This is a genomic window from Roseateles flavus (assembly GCF_039872765.1).
GTDB lineage: Bacteria > Pseudomonadota > Gammaproteobacteria > Burkholderiales > Burkholderiaceae_C > Roseateles_B > Roseateles_B flavus.
Window position 1 is genome coordinate 1,272,620 of sequence record NZ_JBDPZC010000001.1, and the last position, 21,431, is coordinate 1,294,050.

General features: G+C 68.0%; 16 protein-coding genes. 9 read left to right on the plus strand and 7 right to left on the minus strand.

The features are described from left to right. Window positions 1-71: 71 nt before the first annotated feature. Together folE2 and ABDJ40_RS05770 are read left to right on the plus strand one after the other, a co-directional pair. The gene (gene folE2, locus ABDJ40_RS05765) at window positions 72-866 is read left to right on the plus strand and encodes a GTP cyclohydrolase FolE2 (protein ID WP_269631420.1); all 795 of its coding nucleotides are present in this window, start codon (window positions 72-74) and stop codon (window positions 864-866) included. Between the two features lie 616 nt (window positions 867-1,482). Further along, window positions 1,483-4,110, plus strand: a complete 2,628-nt coding sequence (locus ABDJ40_RS05770) for a TonB-dependent receptor plug domain-containing protein (protein ID WP_347607234.1) — start codon at window positions 1,483-1,485, stop codon at window positions 4,108-4,110. A 166-nt stretch (window positions 4,111-4,276) separates the two neighbouring features. On the opposite strand, the gene ABDJ40_RS05775 is transcribed toward ABDJ40_RS05770, so the two are convergent. Together ABDJ40_RS05775 and ABDJ40_RS05780 are read right to left on the minus strand one after the other, a co-directional pair. Next, window positions 4,277-4,453, minus strand: coding sequence for a hypothetical protein (locus ABDJ40_RS05775; protein ID WP_347607236.1), 177 nt, complete (start codon window positions 4,451-4,453; stop codon window positions 4,277-4,279). A gap of 227 nt (window positions 4,454-4,680) precedes the next feature. Further along, entirely contained in the window at window positions 4,681-5,601 is a 921-nt protein-coding gene (locus ABDJ40_RS05780) for a LysR family transcriptional regulator (protein WP_347607238.1), read from the minus strand. Window positions 5,602-5,708: 107 nt separating this feature from the next. Between ABDJ40_RS05780 and lysA the strand changes: the two genes are divergently transcribed. The 3 genes from lysA (at window position 5,709) to ahpF (ending at window position 9,420) form a co-directional block, all read left to right on the plus strand. Then, window positions 5,709-6,953: a diaminopimelate decarboxylase gene (gene lysA / locus ABDJ40_RS05785; RefSeq protein ID WP_347607241.1), complete on the plus strand. Its 1,245-nt coding sequence runs from the start codon at window positions 5,709-5,711 to the stop codon at window positions 6,951-6,953. A 155-nt stretch (window positions 6,954-7,108) separates the two neighbouring features. Continuing rightward, complete coding sequence (gene ahpC / locus ABDJ40_RS05790) at window positions 7,109-7,672, plus strand: alkyl hydroperoxide reductase subunit C (protein ID WP_183103175.1); 564 nt, start codon at window positions 7,109-7,111, stop codon at window positions 7,670-7,672. Window positions 7,673-7,854: 182 nt separating this feature from the next. Continuing rightward, on the plus strand, window positions 7,855-9,420 hold the full coding sequence (gene ahpF, locus ABDJ40_RS05795; RefSeq protein WP_347607245.1) for an alkyl hydroperoxide reductase subunit F: 1,566 nt from the start codon (window positions 7,855-7,857) through the stop codon (window positions 9,418-9,420). A gap of 16 nt (window positions 9,421-9,436) precedes the next feature. Here ahpF and rarD read toward each other — a convergent pair whose 3' ends face one another. Further along, window positions 9,437-10,327 (minus strand): EamA family transporter RarD, encoded by an 891-nt coding sequence (gene rarD / locus ABDJ40_RS05800; RefSeq protein WP_269631413.1) that lies wholly within the window; start codon window positions 10,325-10,327, stop codon window positions 9,437-9,439. 154 nt (window positions 10,328-10,481) lie between these two features. Between rarD and ABDJ40_RS05805 the strand changes: the two genes are divergently transcribed. The 3 genes from ABDJ40_RS05805 to ABDJ40_RS05815 are packed head-to-tail and all read left to right on the plus strand — an operon-like array spanning window position 10,482 to window position 13,855. Continuing rightward, window positions 10,482-10,757 carry a MoaD/ThiS family protein gene (locus tag ABDJ40_RS05805; RefSeq protein ID WP_347607249.1) on the plus strand — a complete coding sequence of 92 codons (276 nt, stop codon included), beginning with the start codon at window positions 10,482-10,484 and terminating at the stop codon, window positions 10,755-10,757. 35 nt (window positions 10,758-10,792) lie between these two features. Beyond that, entirely contained in the window at window positions 10,793-11,881 is a 1,089-nt protein-coding gene (locus ABDJ40_RS05810; protein ID WP_347607252.1) for a WD40/YVTN/BNR-like repeat-containing protein, read from the plus strand. A gap of 45 nt (window positions 11,882-11,926) precedes the next feature. Further along, the gene (locus ABDJ40_RS05815) at window positions 11,927-13,855 is read left to right on the plus strand and encodes a CocE/NonD family hydrolase (protein ID WP_347607255.1); all 1,929 of its coding nucleotides are present in this window, start codon (window positions 11,927-11,929) and stop codon (window positions 13,853-13,855) included. A gap of 37 nt (window positions 13,856-13,892) precedes the next feature. On the opposite strand, the gene ABDJ40_RS05820 is transcribed toward ABDJ40_RS05815, so the two are convergent. Both ABDJ40_RS05820 and ABDJ40_RS05825 read right to left on the minus strand, forming a co-directional pair. After that, on the minus strand, window positions 13,893-14,672 hold the full coding sequence (locus tag ABDJ40_RS05820; RefSeq protein WP_347607258.1) for a pseudouridine synthase: 780 nt from the start codon (window positions 14,670-14,672) through the stop codon (window positions 13,893-13,895). Further along, window positions 14,669-15,085, minus strand: coding sequence for a YchJ family protein (locus tag ABDJ40_RS05825; RefSeq protein ID WP_347607261.1), 417 nt, complete (start codon window positions 15,083-15,085; stop codon window positions 14,669-14,671). The genes ABDJ40_RS05820 and ABDJ40_RS05825 overlap by 4 nt, the downstream gene beginning before the upstream one ends. Before the next feature lie 55 nt (window positions 15,086-15,140). On the opposite strand from ABDJ40_RS05825, the gene ABDJ40_RS05830 reads away from it, so the two are divergent. Beyond that, on the plus strand, window positions 15,141-17,660 hold the full coding sequence (locus tag ABDJ40_RS05830; RefSeq protein WP_347607264.1) for a UvrD-helicase domain-containing protein: 2,520 nt from the start codon (window positions 15,141-15,143) through the stop codon (window positions 17,658-17,660). Between the two features lie 77 nt (window positions 17,661-17,737). Here ABDJ40_RS05830 and ABDJ40_RS05835 read toward each other — a convergent pair whose 3' ends face one another. Both ABDJ40_RS05835 and ABDJ40_RS05840 read right to left on the minus strand, forming a co-directional pair. Then, window positions 17,738-19,174: a peptide MFS transporter gene (locus ABDJ40_RS05835; RefSeq protein WP_347607267.1), complete on the minus strand. Its 1,437-nt coding sequence runs from the start codon at window positions 19,172-19,174 to the stop codon at window positions 17,738-17,740. A 212-nt stretch (window positions 19,175-19,386) separates the two neighbouring features. Beyond that, on the minus strand, window positions 19,387-21,354 hold the full coding sequence (locus tag ABDJ40_RS05840) for a PhoX family protein (protein WP_347607270.1): 1,968 nt from the start codon (window positions 21,352-21,354) through the stop codon (window positions 19,387-19,389). Window positions 21,355-21,431: the final 77 nt, after the last annotated feature.

Sequence of the window (21,431 nt, forward strand, 5' to 3'; positions counted from 1 at the left end):
CACGGGTTTCCCCGGGTCGTGTCATGCTTGCGGCTTCCGGTGCTTCCCCTGGCCGGCCGTATTCCCCGCTTATGAACCAAGTCACCAGCAGTCTCCACATCCCCGACACCCAGAGCGAGCGCGACGAGCGTCACCTCGTGATCCAGCGCGTCGGCGTCAAGGATGTGCGCTATCCGCTGCAACTGCGCCTGGACCGCGACACCCAGCCCACCGTGGGCACCTGGGCCCTGGACGTGATGCTGCCTGCCGAGAAGAAGGGCACCCACATGTCCCGCTTCGTGGCCTGGCTGGATGCGCTGAAGCAGCCGCTGGACGCCGCCGTGCTGCGCGCCCTGCACGAGGAGATGCTGGCCAAGCTGGAAGCGCGCGAGGGCCGCATCGAAGTCCGCTTCACCTTCTTCCTGCGCAAGCGCGCGCCGGTCTCGGGCATCGAGAGCCTGCTGGACTACCAGGGCGCCTTCATCACCGAGACCCGCGAGGGGCGCAGCCGCGTGTGGCTGGAGATCGCGGCGCCGGTGAAGAGCCTGTGCCCCTGCTCCAAGGAAATCTCCGACTACGGCGCCCACAACCAGCGCTCGCTGGTGACCATCCGCGTCGAGCTGCTGGACGACAGCCTGGGCCTGGCCGAGCTGGTGCGTGCCGCCGAGCTCAGCGCGTCCAGCGAGATCTGGCCCCTGCTGAAGCGGGCCGATGAAAAGTGGATCACCGAGCACGCCTACGAAAACCCCAAGTTCGTTGAGGACCTGGTGCGTGACGTGGCCCTGCGCCTCAACGCCGAGCCGCGCATCGGAGCCTACCGGGCCGAGGTGGAGAACTTCGAGTCCATCCACAACCACAGCGCCTACGCCTGCATCGAGCGCGCCTGAGCGCCTGCATCTGGCTGTCGTCAGGGGGCAGCGCGCGGCTCATGCCCGCTGCGCCCGCGGCCCGGCCCTCGGCGCAGGCCCGCCCCGGCCCGCTCTGCGGCATCGACGCCACAGTCCCCACCGCCGCGCCGGTCCGGACTTGCCCCTAGCTCCGTGAATTGTTGGCAGAGTGGCCCGCGCGAGGCCGAATTTTCTTCGGCGCCAGGCGGCCCCGTCCGAGGACGCGCCCGCACCGCTTCTCAGGGTCCCTCCGGAGGCGCGGGCCGTGTGCGAGGGCCGGATCGGCCTGACGGGCGGCTGGCAATGGGCGGGCGCCCCTATCTGCGTTCGCCAGTAGCGAATGCGGTGTTCGTGCCTTCGGTGTGCTAGCGAATTCCCGAGTTCCGCACCACAGGGATAGGGCGCGAGTGTGGCCTGCAGGCCTCACCATTCTTGCGCCGGAAATTAGCGAAACATTCTGTAATCCGCTCCCAAGAATGCGATCTGCCAGACAGCGGATCTTCTGAAATCCGCGCCCGGCAAGCGCCGCGCCGGCCTCACGGCTGGTGTCACAAGAGACGAGGGACTGGCCGCCACATACCTACATCAACGGTGGCCGCATGCAGGAGTACTTGAAATGAATCATTCCTTGGGTAAACGCCGGGCCCTGGCCCTGGGCACCGTGGCTGCCGCTGCCGCCTTTGCTTGCACCGCCGGCCATGCCGACGAGGCGCCGAAGCAGCTGGAGCGCGTGGTGATCGTCGGCTCCAACCTGAAGCGCATCGACGCCGAAGGCCCGTCGCCGGTGCAGGTGTACAAGCGCGCGGACATCGAGGCGACCGGCGCCACCACGCTGGTGGACGCCCTGTTCACCATGAGCTCGACGACCGGCGGCTTCGACGGCACCAACAGCAATTCCTTCGCCCCCGGCGCCGCCGCCGTGTCGCTGCGCGGCATGGGCGAGAAGAACGTGCTGGTGCTGCTGAACGGCCGCCGCCTGGCCAACTACGGTTTTGCGCAAGGCACCGATTCCACCTTCGTGGACCTGAACAGCCTGCCGCTGTCGGCCATCGACGAGATCCAGGTGCTGCGCGACGGCGCTTCCGCCATCTACGGCTCGGACGCCGTGGCCGGCGTGATCAACTTCGTGACCCGCCGCGACTTCAAGGGTCTGGAGCTGGGCGCCAAGTACTCGCAGAACACCGCGGGCGACCTGAAGACCGGTTCGGCCAACATCACCGCCGGCTTCGGCGATCTGGGCCGTGACCGCTTCAACCTGCTGGCCACGCTGGACCTCTACCAGCGCGGCGCCAAGATCGCCGGCAAGCACGAGTTCACCCGCACGAACGACCTGCGCTCCATCGGCGGCCAGGACAACCGGGCCACCGATCGGAGCCCGGGCTCCTACTACAACGTCGGCACCGGCGAGCGCCATGCCATGCCCGGCTGCGCGGCACCTTCCGTCGTCGAGGTGGACGACCGTGGCGACGAATACTGCCGCACCGACGTCGATGGCGGCACCAAGCTCACGCCCAACCTGAAGCGCGCTACCGGCATCCTGGTCGGCACCTTCGAGCTGAGCAAGGACACGCAGCTCTTCGGCGAACTCTCGCTGAACCGCAACAAGACCGACTGGGCTGACAGCTACTCCAGCATCGAGACCTACCAGGCTGACCGCTACATCATGCCGGACTGGGGCTCCTACAAGCCCGCGCTCGGCGGTGGCGAAGCGCTGATGGTGTTCCGCTCGGTGTACGAGGCCGGCCGCTCGCAGTCCCATGCCACCTCGGACAACACCCGCGTGCTCGCCGGTGCCCGGGGCTCCTTCGGCAACTATGACTGGGAAGCTGCCGCGAGCTACAGCAACAACGCCCTGTCCCTGGGACAGGACGGACTGCTCAAGCGCGATGCCGTCACCCAGGCCCTGAAGACCGGCAGCTACGACCCCTTCGCGCTGAAGAACCCCGAATCGGCCTGGCGCCCCCTGCTGACCTCGGTGGAGCGCACGGCTTCGTCCAAGCTGAGCACGCTGGACGCCAAGATCAGCAATCCCGAGGCCTTCAAGCTGGGCGGCCCGGTGGGCATTGCCGCGGGCGTGCAGTTCATGAGCGAGTCCATGCGTGACACGCCGGATGCGCAGATCCAGGCTCACAACATCGAGAACTATGGCGGCACCGGTTCGGATGGCAGCCGTCGCGTGAGCTCGGCCTTCGTCGAGATGAGCCTGCTGCCGATCAAGAAGCTGGAAGTGCAGCTGGCCCTGCGCAGCGACCACTACAGCGACTTCGGCAACACCGTGAACCCCAAGCTGGCCGTGGCCTTCCGCCCTACGGACAGCCTGCTGCTGCGCGGTGGCTACAACACGGCCTTCAAGGCGCCGACCCTGCCCCAGATGCACATGGCCGAGACCACGGCCTACTCCTCGGGCGTGGCCGACTGGGTGCGCTGCCGTCCGCTGGGCTACGGGCCCGACCAGTGCCACTACTACCCCAAGATGCTGCTGGTCTCGAACACGGAACTGAAGCCGGAGAAGACCAAGATCGCCTCCTTCGGCGCCGTGTTCAACCCGACGCGCGACTTCCTGCTGAGCCTGGACTACTACCGTCTCGAGCAGCGTGACGCGATCCAGCTGCTGGACGGCCAGTACCTGCTGGACCACGAGTTCGACACCCCGGGCTTCGACAAGCTGGTGATCCGTGATCCGCGCAATCCCGCGCTGGAGGCACGCTTCCCCGGCCTGCGCCATGGCCGCCTCAACACCATCGTCACGCCCTTCATCAACGTGGGCCGCGTGAAGACCGATGGTGCCGACATCGAGGGCCGCTACGCCTTCGAGCTGGCCGGTGGCAAGTTCTCGCTGCGCAACGAACTGAACTACCAGTTCCATTTCAAGCAGTCCGACGTGCAGGACCAGGACCCGACCGAACGCCTGGACAGCTACTACCGCCCGAAGTGGCGCAATGTGCTGAGCCTGGGCTACGAGCGCGGCGCCTGGGCCGGCAGCCTGCGTGCGAACACCAGCGCCAGCGTCCTGAACATCGACGATCCCACGCACATCATGGACGGCCAGGAAGTGGACCGCCTGCCCAGCTACACCACGCTGGACTTCAACGTCCGCTACAAGGGCTTCAAGAACATGGTGGTCAATGCCGGCATCACCAACTTCACCGACAAGCGCTCGCGCTTCTCGACGCAGTACGGCAGCTTCCTGGACAGCACCGACGGCCCCAACGCCTACGTCAGCGTCCGCTATTCCTTCTATTGATCCGGCACGGGGGCGACCCCGTCCTGATTCCCACGGGGCCCGCGCAAGCGGGCCTTTTTCATTTCGCAGGCGCCAATGAAAAGTGCCCGCCGCAAGTCATGCGGCGGGCACCGAGGTGCTCAGCGCTGTCGCGCTGAGTGGGTGTCTTGAATCGGTGGCGCTGCTCTTACAGCGGAGGAGGGGACGTCTCGTCGGGTTCCGGCGTCAGGCGATCCTTGCGGGGCGGGTCGAACAGAGCACCACCGTCGCCGGGCTTGTTGCTGCTGCCGTCGATGGTGACCGTGGGCAGGGTGTTGGTGCCGCCAGCGACGGCCAGCAGTTCGTCAAGACTCAGTGCGATCATGGATCTCCCTTTTTTGGATGATTCGAGTTGGTTTGGATGCCATCGGCTGGTGCAACTGGCATGACCCAGGATCACACCGAACTCGCAGGTGGGCGGCCTCTGCGCCTTCTGCCCACCGACGAGCTCTGCCATGGTGAAGGGATTCTAGTCAGGCGCTAACGCCAGAAATGCATGCCTTGCACTCGCTGTGCGAGGAGCGGGCAGACGCACCGCGCGGCGGGCACCGCTCAATGTGGTGGCAGGGCTTGGCGGGCCGCAGCGGCTTCCTCCTGAATGGCCTGGCACAGACTCGCCCGCAGCGCATGACGGCTGCGCAGCAGCGGCCGGATGATATAGATCCGATAGGGCACCGACACCCGCAGCCGCCGCAGCTGCAGGCCCTGACCGCTGAACTGCAGCGCCGTCAGCGGGTTCAGGATGGACAGCCCCAGCCCCTGGCGCACGCATTCGCAGATGGCGGCGGCGCTGTGCGTCTCCAGCTGCAGGCGGCGGGCGATGCCGGCGGCTTCGAACAGGGCGTCGAGCTGCTGGCGGTAGGGGTCCTGGCTGGCCAGGCTGATGAAGGCCTGGCCGCGCAGGTCCTCCAGGGCCAGGCTGGCGTTCGCGAGCAGCGGGTGGCCGTCGGGCAGCACGCAGACCTCGTCGGCCTCGAACAGCAGCTCGCTGTGCGTGCCCGGCGGCGAGGTCGCCTGCTCGCTCAGGCCAAGGTCGTAGCGCTGCTCGCTGAGCCACTCCTCCAGCAGGGGCGACTCCTGCGGTGTGATGCTGATGCGCCCCTCGGGGGCCAGGTCTTGCCAGCGCTTGCAGGCGCCCGGCAGCAGGGCCTGGGTCAGGGCCGGCAGGCTCAGCAGCTCCAGCACGGTCTCGTGGCCCTGGGCCAGGGCGCGGGCCCGCTGCACGATGCGGTCCAGGCCGGCGTAGCTGCGCTGCACCTCTTCAAAAAGACTCAGGGCCGCCTGCGTGGGCTTGAGCCGGCCGCGCACGCGGTCGAACAGCGCATAGCCCAGCAGGAACTCCAGCCGGGCCAGCTCGCGGCTCAGCGTGGGCTGCGAGGTGTGAAGGGCGCGCGCCGCCTCGCTGACGCCGCCGCTGAGCATCAGGGCGCGGAAGATCTCGATGTGCCGGTGGCTGATCAGGTCGGGATTCATGCCGAAAGCATATCAAGCGTGAATACATGATGAACAAAATGCTATTTGCGGATATGGAAAGGCGCCTGCATGCTGTGAAGCATCCCAGACCTCTCCCGGTGCCGACCATGACCCTGCCCCTCGATCCCGCCCGCATCCAGCAACTGGCCCAGCAGTTCGGCACGCCGCTGTGGACCTACGACGCGCCCACCATCCGCGAGCGCATCGCGGCGCTGAAGGCCTTCGACACCATCCGTTTCGCGCAGAAGGCCTGCTCCAACACCCACCTGCTGCGCCTCATGCGCGAGCAGGGTGTGAAGGTGGATGCGGTGTCGCGCGGCGAGATCCTGCGCGCCCTGGCCGCGGGCTACGAGCCTGGCACGCCGGGCCAGGAGATCGTCTTCACCGCCGACCTGCTGGACCGCGCGACGCTGGACACCGTGGTGCAGCACCGCATCCCCGTGAACGCCGGCTCCATCGACATGCTGCGCCAGCTGGGCCCGCGCTCGCCGGGCCACCCGGTGTGGCTGCGCATCAACCCCGGCTTCGGCCATGGCCACAGCAACAAGACCAACACCGGCGGCGAGCACAGCAAGCACGGCATCTGGCACGCCGAGCTGGGCGCCGCGCTGGCCGAGGTCAAGGCGCAGGGCCTGCAGCTGCATGGCCTGCACATGCACATCGGCTCCGGCGTGGACTACAGCCACCTGGCCCAGGTCTGCGATGCCATGGTCGATCTCGTGAAGCAGGTGAAGGCCGCGGGCCTGGACCTGCAGGCGATCTCCAGCGGCGGCGGGCTTTCCATCCCCTACCGGGAGGGCGACCCTGTGGTCGACACCGCCCACTACTTCGGCCTCTGGGACAGCGCCCGCCACACGGCCCAGGCGCTGCTGGGCCACGCCCTGCATCTGGAGATCGAGCCGGGCCGCTACCTGGTGGCCGAGTGCGGCAGTCTGATCACCGAGGTGCGGGCAGTGAAGGATGCCGGCCGCAATCACTTCATGATGGTCGATGCCGGCTTCAACGAGCTGATGCGCCCCGCCATGTACGGCGCCTTCCACGCCATGAGCCTGGTGCCGCAGGACGGCGCCCAGCGCCCGCTGCAGCCCACCGTGGTGGCTGGCCCGCTGTGCGAATCCGGGGATGTGTTCACCCAGGGCGATGGCGGCGTGGTCCAGCCCCAGCCGCTGCCGCCGGCGCAGGTGGGCGACCTCCTGGTGATCCATGACACCGGGGCCTATGGCGCGTCCATGTCCAGCAACTACAACTCCCGGCCCCTCATCGCCGAGGTGCTGCTGGACGGGGGCGAGGCCCGCCTCATCCGCCGCCGGCAGACGGTGGAGGAACTGCTGGCCCTGGAGCAGGGGCTGTGACGGCCGCGTGACAGAAATTTCCTATCAAATGTCCCGTTTGATAGGGCTGCTTAATAGCCAGGGCCAATAGGGGCGATTTGATAAATCAAAGCTAAGGGAGTCGGGATGACCATAAGATTCAGTCCATCCCAACAACCCTACAGCGGAGAGTCCCGATGTCCCTGATCAACACCCAAGTCCAGCCCTTCAAGACCGAAGCCTTCCACAACGGCAAGTTCGTCGAGGTGAGTGACGCCAGCCTGAAGGGCAAGTGGTCCGTGCTGGTCTTCATGCCGGCCGCCTTCACCTTCAACTGCCCGACCGAAGTCGAAGACGCCGCTGACCAGTACGCCGAGTTCCAGAAGGCCGGTGCCGAGATCTACATCGTCACCACCGACACCCACTTCTCGCACAAGGTGTGGCACGAGACCTCCCCCGCCGTGGGCAAGGCCAAGTTCCCCCTGGTCGGCGACCCCACCCACAAGCTGACCCGCGCCTTCGGCGTGCACATCGAGGAAGAAGGCCTGGCCCTGCGCGGCACCTTCGTGATCAACCCCGAGGGCGTGATCAAGACCGCCGAAGTGCATGACAACGCCATCGCCCGCGACATGAAGGAAACGCTGCGCAAGCTGCGCGCCGCCCAGTACGTCGCCAGCCATCCCGGCCAGGTCTGCCCCGCCAAGTGGAACGAAGGCGCCAAGACCCTGACCCCCTCGCTGGACCTGGTCGGCAAGATCTGACCCCAGTGACGCACGTCCGTTTGTCGTGAGACAGACCCGAGCCGCCGGCCTGACAGGGCTGGCGGCCCTCCCAGCGCGCATCGAGCGACGCTGAAAGCGCCCCGGCGGCCCCGGCGGGTGTTTTCAGGGTGGCTTGGATGGCCACATCTGTACGAAACACACGCAAGGAAAGAGAGCCCGCCATGTTGGACGCCGCACTGAAGGAACAGCTCAAGGCCTATCTGGAGCGCGTTCGCGAGCCCTTCGAGATCGTCGCCTCCCTGGATGACTCCGCCACCGCGGCCGAGATGAAGGAGCTGCTGCAAGAGATCGACGGCATGTGCGACAAGATCCAGCTGCGCCTGGACGGCAGCGACGCCCGCAAGCCCTCCTTCAGCCTGCAGCGCCTGGGCACGCAGCAGAGCCTTCGCTTCGCAGGCCTGCCCCTGGGTCATGAGTTCACCTCGCTGGTGCTGGCCCTGCTGTGGACCGGCGGCCATCCGCCCAAGGTCGAGCAGGACGTGATCGACCAGATCAAGGGCCTGGACGGCGACTTCAGCTTCGAGGTCTACATGAGCCTGAGCTGCCACAACTGCCCGGACGTGGTGCAGGCGCTGTCGCTGATGGCCGTGCTCAATCCCAAGGTGAAGACCGTGGTGATCGAGGGGGGCGCCTTCCAGGAGGAGGTCACGACCCGCGAGATCATGGCCGTGCCTTCGGTCTACCTGAACGGCCAGCACTTCGGCTCGGGCCGTATGACCGTGGAGGAGATCGTCGCCAAGCTGGACACCGGCGCCGCCGCCCGCGATGCCGCGAAGCTGAGCGCCAAGGATCCCTATGAGGTGCTGATCGTCGGCGGCGGCCCCGCCGGCGCGGCCGCGGCCGTGTACGCCGCCCGCAAGGGTATCCGCGTGGGTGTGGCGGCCGAGCGCTTCGGCGGCCAGGTCAACGACACCCTGGCCATCGAGAACTACATCTCCGTGCTGGAGACCGACGGCCCCAAGTTCGCGATGGCGCTCGAGGCCCATGTGAAGGCCTATGACGTGGACATCATGAACCTGCAGCGCGCCGAGAAGCTGATTCCCGCCGCGCAGCCGGGCGGCCTGATCGAGGTGCAGCTGGCCAATGGCGCGGTGCTCAAGAGCCGCAGCGTCATCCTCTCCACCGGGGCCCGCTGGCGCAACATCAATGTGCCCGGCGAGGCCGAGTACAAGAACAAGGGCGTGGCCTACTGCCCGCATTGCGACGGTCCGCTGTTCAAGGGCAAGCGCGTGGCGGTGATCGGCGGTGGCAACTCGGGCGTCGAGGCGGCCATCGACCTGGCGGGCATCGTGTCCCATGTGACGCTGCTGGAGTTCGGCGACCAGCTGCGCGCTGACGCCGTGCTGGTGGACAAGCTCAAGAGCCTGCCCAATGTGGCGATCCACACCCAGGCCCAGACCACCGAGCTGACCGGCGACGGCAACAAGCTGGGCGGCCTGCGCTACACCGACCGCGCGACGGGCACCGAGCATCACGTCGAGCTGGAAGGCGTCTTCGTGCAGATCGGCCTGGTGCCCAACACCGAGTGGCTCAAGGGCACGGTGGAGCTGTCCAAGTTCGGCGAGATCATCGTGGACCACCACGGCCGCACCTCGCTGCCCGGTGTGTTCGCCGCGGGCGATGCCACGACCGTGCCCTTCAAGCAGATCGTCATCGCCGCGGGAGACGGCGCCAAGGCCGCGCTGGGTGCCTTCGACTACCTGATCCGCACGCCGGCGGCGGCCTGAGCGGGCCGGGCCAGGGTCAGGCCAGGGCCGGCTGGCGGCTGCGCCACCAGCCCTCGGCGCTGTAGACGGCCAGGGCGGCCCAGATCAGGGCAAAGCCCAGCACGCGGCCGGCCGAGAAGGGCTCGTGGTACAGCCACACGCCCAGGATGAACTGGATGCTGGGCGAGATGTACTGCAGCAGGCCCAGCGTGGCCATGGGGATGCGGCGCGCGCCGGCCGCGAAGAGCAGCAGGGGCGCGGCCGTCAGCGGGCCCGCCAGCAGCAGGAGGCCGATGAGGCCGGCGTCGCCGCTGTTGAGGGCGCTGTGGCCCTGCTGGCCCCACCAGGCCAGAGCCGCGATCGCCACCGGTGCCACGACGAGGCATTCCAGCACCAGCCCTTCCAGCGCGCCCAGCACGGCGATCTTGCGCAGCAGACCATAGACACCGAAGCTGCCGGCCAGGATCAGGGCCACCCAGGGCAGACGCCCGGTCTGCACCGTCAGCCACAACACGCCGGCCGCGGCCAGGCCCACGGCCACCCACTGCGCGGGTCGGGGCCGCTCGTGCAGGAAGAAGAAGCCCAGGGCCACATTGACCAGGGGGTTGATGAAGTAGCCCAGGCTGGCGTCCAGCACATGGTCGTGCTGCACGGCCCAGACATAGGTCAGCCAGTTCGCCGACAGCAGCAGGGCCGAGGCCGTGAAGGCCCCCAGCACCTTGGGGCTGCGCAGCACCGGGCCCAGCCAGGCCCAGCGCTTCATGACGCTCAGCACGACCACCATGAGCAGCAGGCACCAGACGATGCGGTGGGCCACCACCTCCATGGAGGGCACGCCGCCCAGGTGCTTGAAGTACAGGGGGAACAGGCCCCACATGGCATAGGCGAGGGCGGCGCTGATGACGCCGTGGCGCAGGGAAGCGGTCATGAGAAGGGGCGGTGGTACTGCTGAAGGTGCGGCATTGTCGCGGGCCGCGCCGGGTCTGTCCTGCCGCGGGGCATTGCGCCCGGGGGATGGGTGCACAAAGTCATGGCGGGTAAGTCCGCTTCGGGGCGGAAGCCCTTCACGGCCTAATGCGGCCATGCCCCGCATCGTCTTCACGCCCCAGCTGCGGCGTTTCATCGAGGCGCCCGAGTTCGAGGCCACGGCCCTGGTCCTGCGCGAGGCGCTGGAGCAGGCCTTCGCCGCCCATGGGCTGCTGCGCGGCTATGTGCTGGACGACCAGGGGCATCTGCGGGCCAATGTGGTGGTCTATGTGGACGGGCGGGTGGTGCATGATCGCCAGCGCCAGCGCCTGGACCTGGCCCTGCAGCCGGCTTCGGTGATCCACGTGCTGCAGGCGCTGTCCGGCGGCTGAGGCGACTGTCATCTCTCTTCCCGAAGGAGCCACGCATGAGTCTTCAAGCCTGGATTGCCACCCGCAAGGGGCTCTTTGAACTGCGCCACGAGGGCGCCCGCGGCTGGCAGGTGGCGGGCACCAGCTTCCTGGGGGACCCGGTCAGCATGGTGCTGCCGCGCGGTGCCGGTGCCCATGCCGGGCGCATGCTCGCCGGCCTGAATCTGGGCCATTTCGGCGTCAAGGTGCAGGCCTCGGATGACGGGGGCAAGACCTGGCACGAGCTGCCGGCCCCGGCCTATCCGCCACAGCCTGAAGGCGCGCCGGGCCCGGCCTGGAAGCTGGCGCAGATCTGGTCCCTGGAGCGCGACGGCCAGCGCCTCTGGTGCGGCACCAACCCCGGCGGCCTGTTCCGAAGCGATGACGGTGGTGCCAGCTGGGCCCTGCAGCACGGGCTCTGGGACCGCCCCGAGCGCCCCGAGTGGTTCGGCGGCGGCTACGACAGCCCGGGCATCCATTCCATCTGCCCGCACCCGCAGGCGGCGGACGAGCTGCTGCTGGGCATCAGCTGTGGCGGTGTCTGGCGCAGCAGTGATGCGGCGGCGAACTGGGAGCTGCTGGGCGAGGGCCTGCTGGCCGAGTACATGCCGCCGGAGCTGCAGGGCGCGCTGAACACGCAGGACCCGCACCGCATCGTGCGCTGCGCGGCGCAGCCGGAGGTGCTGTGGTGCCAGCACCATTGCGGCATCTGGCGCAGCACGGACAACGGCCGGCGCTGGCAGCGCCTGCAGGGCCCGGTGTCCAGCTTCGGCTTCGCCGTGGCCGCCCACCCGACGGACGGTGGCACGGCCTGGTTCGTGCCTGCCGTCAAGGACCAGTGCCGGGTGCCCGTCGACGGCGCCCTGTGCGTGCAGCGCACCCGCGATGGCGGCCGGAGCTTCGAGGTGCTGCGCACCGGCCTGCCGCAGCAGGGCTGCTATGACCTCGTCTACCGCCACGGCCTGGCCGTCGATGCCAGCGGGCAGCACCTGCTGATGGGCAGCACCACCGGCGGCCTGTGGGCCAGCGATGATGGCGGTGACCACTGGCAAGACCTGACCCTGCGCCTGCCGCCCATCTATGCCGTCCGCTTCGAGGGCTGCTGAGCCCACGCCGCGGATCTTCTTCCACTCCACTGTCCGATGTCTTTCGTGAAGCCCACCGTTCTCCTCCCCTGCGCCCTGTCGCTGCTGAGCCTGGCCTGCCAGGCGCAGACCTCTGCTCCCGCCACGCCGGCCCCCTACGACCTCAAGGCCAACTACACGAAATATGAGTTCCGCGTGCCGGTGCGGGACGGCAAGAAGCTGTTCACCGTGGTCTATGTACCCAAGGAGGCGGAGGCCTCGGGCAAGCGCTATCCCTTCCTGATGACGCGCACGCCCTACAGCTGCGGACCCTATGGCGTGGATCGCTACGGCAGCCGCTTCGCGCCTTCGGAGGACTTCCTCAAGGCCGGCTACATCTTCGTGTGCCAGGACGTGCGGGGCCGCTTCATGTCCGAGGGCGTCTACCAGGAGATGGCGCCCATCAAGACGGGCAAGGGCCCCCGGGACGCCGACGCCAGCACCGACATGCACGACACCGTGCAGTGGCTGCTGGACCACGTGAAGGGCCACAACGGCAAGCTGGGCATCTGGGGCATCTCCTATCCGGGCTACTACACGTCCACGGCCATCATCGATTCGCACCCGGCCATCAAGGCGGCCTCGCCGCAGGCGCCCATCGCCGACTACTTCCACCGCGATGACGGCTACCACGGCGGCGCCGTGATGCTGGCCCACAACTACGGCTTCCTGACCGGCTTCAAGCCCCAGGACAACCCCACGGTGGAGCCCAAGCGCTGGGCCAGCTTCGACTACAACAGCAAGGACGCCTACGACTACTTCCTGCGGCTGGGCAACCTGGACAACATCGCCAAGTCCATCGGCAAGGAGCGCAACCCGTACTTCGACGAGCTGATCGAGAACGACCGCTACAACGACTACTGGAAGGCACGCTCCGTCGGCCCTCACCTGAAGAACATCAAGGCCGCCGTGCTGACGGTGGGCGGCTGGTTCGATGCCGAGGACCTCTCGGGCGCCCTGGCCACCTACCAGTTCATCGAGAAGCAGAACCCCGGCATCAGCAATGCCCTGGTGATGGGCCCCTGGGTGCATGGCGGCTGGGTGCGCAATGTGGGCAAGGGCCTGGGCGCGGTCGACTTCGGCAGCAAGACGAGCGAGCACTTCCAGAAGCAGATCCTGCTGCCCTTCTTCGAACAGCACTTGCGCGGAGGCAGTGACGCCAAGCTGCCCGAGGCCAGCATCTTCGAGACGGGCACCAACGTGTGGCGCCAGTACAGCGCCTGGCCGCCTGTGGAAGCCAAGCCGCGCGCCCTCTACCTGCTGGCGGGCGGCAAGCTCGGCTGGACGGCGCCTGCCGCCGGCAAGGCCGAGTTCGACAGCTATGTCAGCGATCCCAACAAGCCCGTGCCCTTCATCGGCTACACCTCGCTGGGCATGCCGCAGGAGTACATGGTCTCGGACCAGCGTTTCGCGGCCACGCGGCCTGATGTACTGGTCTACCAGACCGAGGTGCTGGAAGAGGACGTGACGGTGGCAGGGCCGGTGAGCCCGCGGCTCTTCGTGTCCACCTCGGGCACGGATGCCGACTGGGTGGTCAAGCTGATTGATGTCTACCCGCCGGACCTCGGCGAGGAGCCGATGCGCAACCGCGAGCAGATCGCCGACGTGCCGCCGCCGCCGGGCTTCCAGCTGGGCGGCTACCAGCAGCTGGTGCGCGGCGACCCCCTGCGCGGCCGTTTCCGCAAGAGCTTCGAGAAGCCCGAGGCCATGGTGCCGGGGCAGGTGGAGGAGATCCGCTTCGACATCCCGGACGTGGCCCACACCTTCCGCCGCGGGCATCGCATCATGGTGCAGATCCAGAGCTCCTGGTTCCCGCTGATCGACCGCAATCCCCAGAGCTTCGTGCAGATCCGCAGTGCCAAGCCGGAGGACTTCAAGGTGGCAACGCAGAAGGTCTTTCACTGGAAGGATCAGCCATCGGCGGTGCAGCTGAGGGTGATCGAGGGCGGGCGATGAAGCGCTGAGCTGCTGCCGGAGGGCGCCAGAGAGGCGATCAGCAGCCTGTCATCAGGGCGGTTTGAATGTGCTCGGCCTCGTCAGGCCAACACCAATCGCCACGCTGCAGCAGGGCTGCCCATTCCGGACCCGGCGGCGCCTGGAGATCCAGCGTTTGTCCGGTCTGCGGATGCCGCAGGCTCAGCGTCCACGCATGCAGCCACAGCCGCTGCAGCCCCAGGAACTCCGCCACCGCGCGGTTGTGCGCGCCCTTGCCATGCGTGGCGTCTCCGACCAGGGGGTGGGCGATGTGCTTGAAGTGGCGGCGGATCTGGTGGCGGCGGCCGCTGTGCGGCGCGGCCTCGACCAGGGCGTAGCGGCTCTCCGGGAAGCGGCCGTCCACGCTGAAGGGCCAGGCCACGCGGGCCAGGCAGCGGTAGTCGGTGCGGGCGTCGAGCAAGACCTGACCCTGCGAGGGCCGCTCCGGATCGCGCGCCAGCGGATGCTCGATCACGCCGGCGTCCGCGGGCCAGCCGCGCACCAGGGCCAGGTAGCGCTTGCGCGGCTCGCCCTGCTCGAAGGCCTGGCCCAGGCGCGAGGCAGTGTCGGCATCCAGCGCGAACACGAGCAGGCCCGAGGTGCCCTTGTCCAGGCGGTGGGCGGGCCAGACGGGGCGGCCCAGCTGGTCACGCAGCAGCTGCAGGGCGAAGCGCTCCTCGTGGGCGTCGAGCGCGGTGCGGTGCACCAGCAGCCCCGGGGGCTTGTCGATGACGGCGAGGTGCTCGTCGAGATGGAGCACCTTCAGCAGCGACTCGGGCGCCTCGCCCAACGCCGTCAACGCAGGTCTCCGTCCAGGTAATGCCACTGCCCGTCCAGGCGGACGAAGCGGCTGGTCTCGTGCAGGCGCAAGGCGCGGCCGCCCAGCTTGGAGCGGGCGACGAACTCGACGGTGGCGTGGTCGGCGTCCTGCTGGGTCCGGGCCTTGATCTGCAGGCCCAGCCACCGGAGGCCGGGTTCGTTGGGCGCCAGCGCGGCCGGGCGGGTGTCGGGGTGCCAGGTGGCGCGCAGGTAGTCCAGCAGGTTCAGGGTGAAGGCGCTGTAGCGCGAGCGCATCAGCGCCTCGGCATCCGGCGCGTCCCATCGGCCGGTGCTGGCGAAGCGCTGGTGCAGGGCGCCGCAGCAAGAGGCGTAGGGCAGGGGCCTGGAGCGGGCGTCCAGGCGGCCGCAGGGGCAGGGGTCGGCATCGAGCATGCCGGCATCATGCCAGCTGACAGGACCGGGCCGGCGGCCTCTCTAAAATGCGGGGATGACCGCCCACCCCCACGACGCCCCCGGCACCGACTCCCTCGACGACCTCTTTGGCGACGCGCCCTCGCCGCGGGCGTCCTTTGCCGGATCAGGCGCCGGCGAGGCCCAGAACGGCCTGCTCAAGGGCCTGAACCCCGAGCAGCTGGCTGCCGTCACGCTGGGGCAGGAGCCGGCGCTGATCCTGGCCGGCGCGGGTTCGGGCAAGACCCGCGTGCTGACCACCCGCATCGCCTGGCTGCTGAACCAGGGCCACGTCGGCCCCGGCGGCATCATGGCCGTGACCTTCACCAACAAGGCCTCCAAGGAGATGCTCACCCGCCTCTCCGCCATGCTGCCCTACAACGTGCGGGGCATGTGGATCGGCACCTTCCACGGCCTGTGCAACCGCTTCCTGCGCGCGCACTGGAAGCTGGCCGGGCTGCCGCAGGGCTTCCAGATCCTCGATGCCTCCGACACCGTCTCCGCCGTCAAGCGCGTCATCAAGGCCATGAACCTGGACGAGGAGCGCTTCGTGCCCAAGCAGGTCAGCTGGTTCATCGCCGGCGCCAAGGAGGACGGCCTGCGCCCCAAGGACATCGACCTGCGCGACGAGCAGACCCGCAAGCTTGCCGAGATCTACCAGGCCTACGAGGACCAGTGCCAGCGCGAGGGCGTGGTCGACTTCGCCGAGCTGATGCTGCGCGCCTACGAGCTGATGCGCGACAACGCCGCCCTGCGCGAGCACTACCAGCACCGCTTCCAGTACCTGCTGGTGGACGAGTTCCAGGACACCAACAAGCTGCAGTACGCCTGGCTGAAGATGTTCGCGCCGCCGGGCCGCGGCCAGGGCGTGTTCGCCGTGGGCGACGACGACCAGAGCATCTACGCCTTCCGCGGCGCGCGGGTCGGCAATATGAGCGACTTCGAGCGCGAGTACCGCGTGCGCCGCGTGGTCAAGCTGGAGCAGAACTACCGCAGCTACGGCCACATCCTGGATGCCGCCAACGAGCTGATCAGCCGCAACAGCCACCGCCTGGGCAAGAACCTGCGCACCGAGATGGGCCCGGGCGAGCCGGTGCGCGTCAACGAGGCCGCCAGCGACTTCAACGAAGCCCAGTGGCTGCTGGAGGAGGCGCAGGCCCTGCACCGCCAGGGGCTGGCGCGCTCGGAGATCGCCATCCTGTACCGCAGCAATGCGCAGTCGCGGGTGATCGAGTCGGCGCTGTTCAATGCCGGCGTGCCCTACCGCGTGTACGGCGGCCTGCGCTTCTTCGAGCGGGCGGAAGTCAAGCACGCGCTGGCCTATCTGCGCCTGATCGAGAACGCCAACGACGACACCAGCTTCCTGCGCGTGGTGAACTTCCCGGCCCGCGGCATCGGGGCGCGTACGCTGGAGCTGCTGCAGGACGCCGCGCGCCAGAGCGGCCGCAGCCTCTACCAGAGCGTCGCCGCGGTGCCTGGCAAGGGCGGCAGCAACCTGGCGGCCTTCGTGAACCTCGTCGAGTCCATGCGCAACCTGACGCAAGGCCTGACCCTGCGCGAGATCATCGAGCAGATGCTGGAGACCTCCGGGCTGGCCGAGTTCTACCGCACCGACAAGGACGGCGCCGAGCGCCTGGAGAACCTGGCCGAACTGGTCAACGCCGCCGAGGCCTTCGTCACCCAGGAGGGCTTCGGCAAGGACGCGGTGGCGCTGCCGGTGGATGAACTGGGCGGCTTCAGCCCCGGCCAGATCGCTGCGGGCGATCCGCCTGCCATCGCCGCGGTGAACCTCACGCCCGATGCCGAGACCGGCGAGATCGTCTCGCCCCTGGCCGCCTTCCTGACCCACGCCTCGCTGGAGGCCGGTGACAACCAGGCGCAGGCCGGCCAGGACGCCATCCAGCTGATGACGGTGCACTCGGCCAAGGGCCTGGAGTTCGACGCCGTCTTCATCACCGGGCTGGAAGAGGGCCTGTTCCCGCATGAGAACTCGCTGTCCGACGGCGACGGGCTCGAGGAAGAGCGCCGCCTGATGTACGTGGCCATCACCCGGGCCCGCCAGCGTCTCTACCTGAGTTTCAGCCAGACGCGCATGCTGCACGGCCAGACGCGCTACAACGTCAAGAGCCGCTTCCTGGACGAGCTGCCCGAGGCCTCGCTGAAGTGGCTCACGCCGCGCAACCAGGGCTTCGGCTCGGGCTTTGCGCGCGAGTACCAGCAGGCCTGGGAGCGGGGCTCGGGGCTGAAGTCCATGGTGGGCGCCGGCCGGGTCGAGCGGCAGGCAACGGCCTGGCAGCAGGAGCGCGAGGGCAAGGACGCGCCGTCCTTTGGCGGCGCCCCCGTGCCCAAGACCATGAAGCAGTCCGCGGCCGCCAAGGTGGGCGACGAGCACGGCGGCCTGCGCGTGGGCAAGGCCGTCTTCCACAACAAGTTCGGTGAAGGCATGCTGCTGACGCTGGAAGGCAGTGGCCCGGATGCGCGCGCCCAGGTCAACTTCGGCCGGCATGGGACCAAGTGGCTGGCGCTCTCGGTGGCGAAGCTGACGCCGATCGACTGACCGCTTGCCGCTCCATCGTCTGCAGAAAGAGTAATGGCCGGGTCACCCCGGCCATTCCGTCTCAATCGAGAAAGCGATCAAGCCGCAGCCGGCTTCGCGTGCTCGTCATCCAGCAGCTTGCCGAAGGCCAGCTTGATCAGCAGCAGCAGCACCGCCGCAGAACCCACCAGCCCGGCGTGCAGGGCCCAGAAGCTGGGGCCGCTGATCTCGTCCAGCAGGCCGGCCAGCCAGCCCACGAAGGTATTGCCCAGGAAGAGGTGCAGGTAGTAGCAGCCGATCATCAGCCCTTCCATGCGCTGCGGCGCGGTGCGCGAGTACAGCGCCAGGCCCACGGGCAGGATGTTGGCGAAGCCCAGGTTGTTCAGCAGGTTGTAGCCGATGGTCCAGACCAGGCTGACGCGGCCGTGGTCCTGCTCGATCATGCCGGCGGCCAGCACGATCAGCAGGGGTGCCGTGCAGGCCAGGGCGGAACCCAGGGCCATCTTGGTCAGCTCGTCGGGCTCGCGGCGGCGCTCGGCCCACCAGCGCCAGAAGGCGATGGAGCCCAGCATGGTCAGCAGGCTGGTCGTGGCATCCAGGGCCTGCAGCCAGGTCAGGGGCACGGACCAGCCCAAGAGCACCATGTCCATGTGCTTCTGGGCCCACAGCGGGTAGGCGTTGTTGAACTGCTGGTTGCCCACGATGGACAGCATCAGCACCGGGATCATGCACACCAGCAGGACCAGGCGGCGCTTGTCGCGGCCGCTCATGGGGGCCTTGGGGGCGCTGTCCAGCGCCTTGGCCTGGCGCGGCTCCTCGGCCGGCAGGTAGCGGCGGCCGGCCAGGTAGACGATCAGGCCGATCAGCATGCCCACGCCCGCGGCGCCGAAGCCCCAGTGCCAGGCCACCTTCTCGCCCAGCGTGCCGCAGACCAGGGGCGAGGCGATCACCGCGATCTGCACCGCCAGCATGAAGATCTGGAAGGCGCTGGCGCGGCGCTTGTCCTGGGGCTTGTAGAGCGAGCCGACCTGCGCGGCGATATTGCCCTTGAAGGCCCCCACGCCCACCAGCAGGCAGGCGATGGCCAGCAGGAAACTGCGGTCGAAGGCCATCAGGAAGTGGCCCAGGGCCATCAGCACGGCGCCGATGGTGATGGTGCGGGTGCGGCCCAACCAGCGGTCCGCCACGATGCCGCCCAGGAGGGGCGTCAGGTAGACCAGACCGGCATAGAGACCAAAGACGATGGACGCCAGCTGCTGTGTCTTGCGCGGGCCAGTCACGGATTCGATCATCGCCCGCAGGCTGTCGATGCCGGCCACGTTGCCGATGTTCTCGGGCAGGAACAGGTAGTTGCTGAGGTACAGCACGAGCAGCGCCTGCATGCCGTAGTAGGAGAAGCGCTCCCAGAACTCGCAGAAGGCCAGCCAGCCCAGGCCGACGGGGTGTCCGAGGAAGGCGCGGTCCAGGCGATCAGCTGGCGCGGCAGTGGGTGGTGCACCGCTCGTGGCGGCATCGGAAGGCAGGACGGCAGACATGGCAGGCCTTGTCAGTGGATGAAGGGGGCTACTGCAAAAGGTCCGCCACTGTGGCTGAACTGGGAGCGGAGCGCCATCCAGGCTTCCCTGGATGACGATATATCGCGATATGCGACGGAAAGAAGCCCCTGGAGGACCGGGGGAACCAGCAAAAAGGCCCCCGGCGAACCGGGGGCCAAGCGAGACAGGCGGTGTGTACGGGTGCCGGGTGCTCAGACCTTGTTCAGCTTGAGGCTGGTCGCCTCGCTGGTCAGGTAGCCCACGCAGGCGCCGAAGCGGTTCTTGTAGTTGGTGTTGATCAGCGGTTCCAGGGTGCCCTTGACCACGCCGTGGATGGAGCCCCAGTCGCCCGGGTGCTGGAAGTTGCTGGTGATGTAGGTCCAGCCGTTGAGGTCGTCCACCACGCCCAGGCCGGTGGCTTCGGCGCCCGCGGGCATGGAGACCAGGCGGCTGAGCTGCTTGGTGTCGACGTTGTAGGCCCAGACGAAGTTGTTGACGTGCTGGCTGCTGTCCTCGCCGATGAAGAGGGTGCGCAGCTTCTCCGAGAACTTCAGGTTGTCGGGGTTGGCGACCTTGTCGGGGTGGCCGGTGTTGCCCAGGGTGTCGGCCGCGATGTCCTCGCCGACCAGCAGGGCGCGGGTCAGGCTGGGCACCCAGTCGCTGCTGATGGCGGCGCCGGCCGTGTCCTTCTGGCCGGTGCTGAGGGTGTGGGCGAACACGCCGCCGGCATTGAGGGCCTTGTCCACACCGACGCCGTAGGCCTCGTTGTAGGCCGCATTGCCCTTGACCATGGAGGACTGGATGTTCTGCAGGGCCGAGTAGGCGATCTTGTCCTTGGCGTTGACCGTCGTGCCTTCCATCTTGGTGAAGGCCATGGAGGCGCCCTTCAGTGCGGCGTAGCGGTGGGTCTCCAGGAAGGCGGCGGCCTTGTCCATGCCCGCCTTCACGCGCACCCATTGCACCTTGCCCGAGAACCAGATCTTGGTGAAGCTGGCGTCCTTGGGGTCGGTGGTGGCCACGTCCATGATGTCCGTGGGCTTCAGGGTGTTGGCCAGGGCCTCGATCTCGGCACTGGTGGCCGAGCCCAGCTTGATCCAGCTGATGGGCGCGCCCGCGGCAGCCGGGTCCAGCGAGAAGCCGGCACCGAACTTGGCCACGTACAGCGAACCCGAGGACAGGTCCTTCTCCTTGTCGGCGACGAACATGAAGAAGCCGCCGTTGGTGGCGTCATCGCCCATCAGTGCGGTGCGGTTGTCGGGCATCACCTGGATCAGCTCGTGCGAGATGCGGCCCAGGCAGTAGTGCTTCTTGATCGTGCCAGTGCCGTCCGGGTTGACGGTGACCTCGGGCAGGTGGCCGTAGTGGTAGGGATTGGCCTTGTTCTCGTCGCCGAACAGGTTCTTGCTGTAGGCCTTGAACATGGTGTTGGACGCGATGGTGAAGGCGTCCGGCTCGTACTCTTCCGAGGACAGGTGGGTGCCCCAGGGCGAGAGGCTGGAGCCGCAGGTGATCCACAGGCCATGGGCGCTGGAGGTATCCACATTGTGGTACTTCACCAGGCTCAGCTTGCCGGTGCTCTGGTCCTGGTCCAGGGTCAGCACGGCGATGGGGGAGGGCAGCTTGCCGTACATGTCGGTCTTGCCGTCCTGGGCCCAGGTCGTGTACTCGAACTGCACGACTGCGAACACGGCCTTGCCCTTGAGGCCGGTCACGGTGGGATTGGGCAGGCTCAGCAGCGAGGTGCCATCGGGCGCGTCGCTGAAGAACTGGCGCTCCTTGCCGGCCACCGTGGTGTCCATGATGGGCTTGCCGTTGATGTCCACATAGGCGCCGGCCAGCACGGTGCCGCCCTTGCCGTCCGGCACCAGGTCACCGGTCATGAAGAAGGGCTGGTAGGCCAGCTTGAAGCTCTGCTTGCTGGCGTCGCTGAGGGTCACGTCCAGCGTGGAGGCCACCAGGGTCTTGGCCATGCCGGCCGGGTCGGCCAGCGTAGGCGCGGCCATGGCGGCGAAGCTGGCGGAGGTGAAGGTGGGGGCGGGCTTGGGGGCCGGGGCAGGGCTGTCGTCGCCGCCGCTGCCGCAGGCGGTGAGCATCGAGGTGGCGGCCATGCCGCTCAGGGGCAGCATGATGGGGGCGCCCAGGAACTTCAGGGCTTGGCGACGATTGGGAGTGCTGGACATGGTCTGGCTCGTTCTCTAAAGGATCCACGAACCGCGTCCCGGGTTGGGCGCGGTGCATGGGCCGGCACTCTAGGCAG

Coding starts and splice junctions, on each gene's coding strand:
- folE2 (WP_269631420.1), top strand. CDS start 72: ATGAACCAAGTCACCAGCAGTCTCCACATCCCCGACACCCAGAGCGAG.
- ABDJ40_RS05770 (WP_347607234.1), top strand. CDS start 1,483: ATGAATCATTCCTTGGGTAAACGCCGGGCCCTGGCCCTGGGCACCGTG.
- ABDJ40_RS05775 (WP_347607236.1), bottom strand. CDS start 4,453: ATGATCGCACTGAGTCTTGACGAACTGCTGGCCGTCGCTGGCGGCACC.
- ABDJ40_RS05780 (WP_347607238.1), bottom strand. CDS start 5,601: ATGAATCCCGACCTGATCAGCCACCGGCACATCGAGATCTTCCGCGCC.
- lysA (WP_347607241.1), top strand. CDS start 5,709: ATGACCCTGCCCCTCGATCCCGCCCGCATCCAGCAACTGGCCCAGCAG.
- ahpC (WP_183103175.1), top strand. CDS start 7,109: ATGTCCCTGATCAACACCCAAGTCCAGCCCTTCAAGACCGAAGCCTTC.
- ahpF (WP_347607245.1), top strand. CDS start 7,855: ATGTTGGACGCCGCACTGAAGGAACAGCTCAAGGCCTATCTGGAGCGC.
- rarD (WP_269631413.1), bottom strand. CDS start 10,327: ATGACCGCTTCCCTGCGCCACGGCGTCATCAGCGCCGCCCTCGCCTAT.
- ABDJ40_RS05805 (WP_347607249.1), top strand. CDS start 10,482: ATGCCCCGCATCGTCTTCACGCCCCAGCTGCGGCGTTTCATCGAGGCG.
- ABDJ40_RS05810 (WP_347607252.1), top strand. CDS start 10,793: ATGAGTCTTCAAGCCTGGATTGCCACCCGCAAGGGGCTCTTTGAACTG.
- ABDJ40_RS05825 (WP_347607261.1), bottom strand. CDS start 15,085: ATGCTCGATGCCGACCCCTGCCCCTGCGGCCGCCTGGACGCCCGCTCC.
- ABDJ40_RS05830 (WP_347607264.1), top strand. CDS start 15,141: ATGACCGCCCACCCCCACGACGCCCCCGGCACCGACTCCCTCGACGAC.
- ABDJ40_RS05835 (WP_347607267.1), bottom strand. CDS start 19,174: ATGTCTGCCGTCCTGCCTTCCGATGCCGCCACGAGCGGTGCACCACCC.
- ABDJ40_RS05840 (WP_347607270.1), bottom strand. CDS start 21,354: ATGTCCAGCACTCCCAATCGTCGCCAAGCCCTGAAGTTCCTGGGCGCC.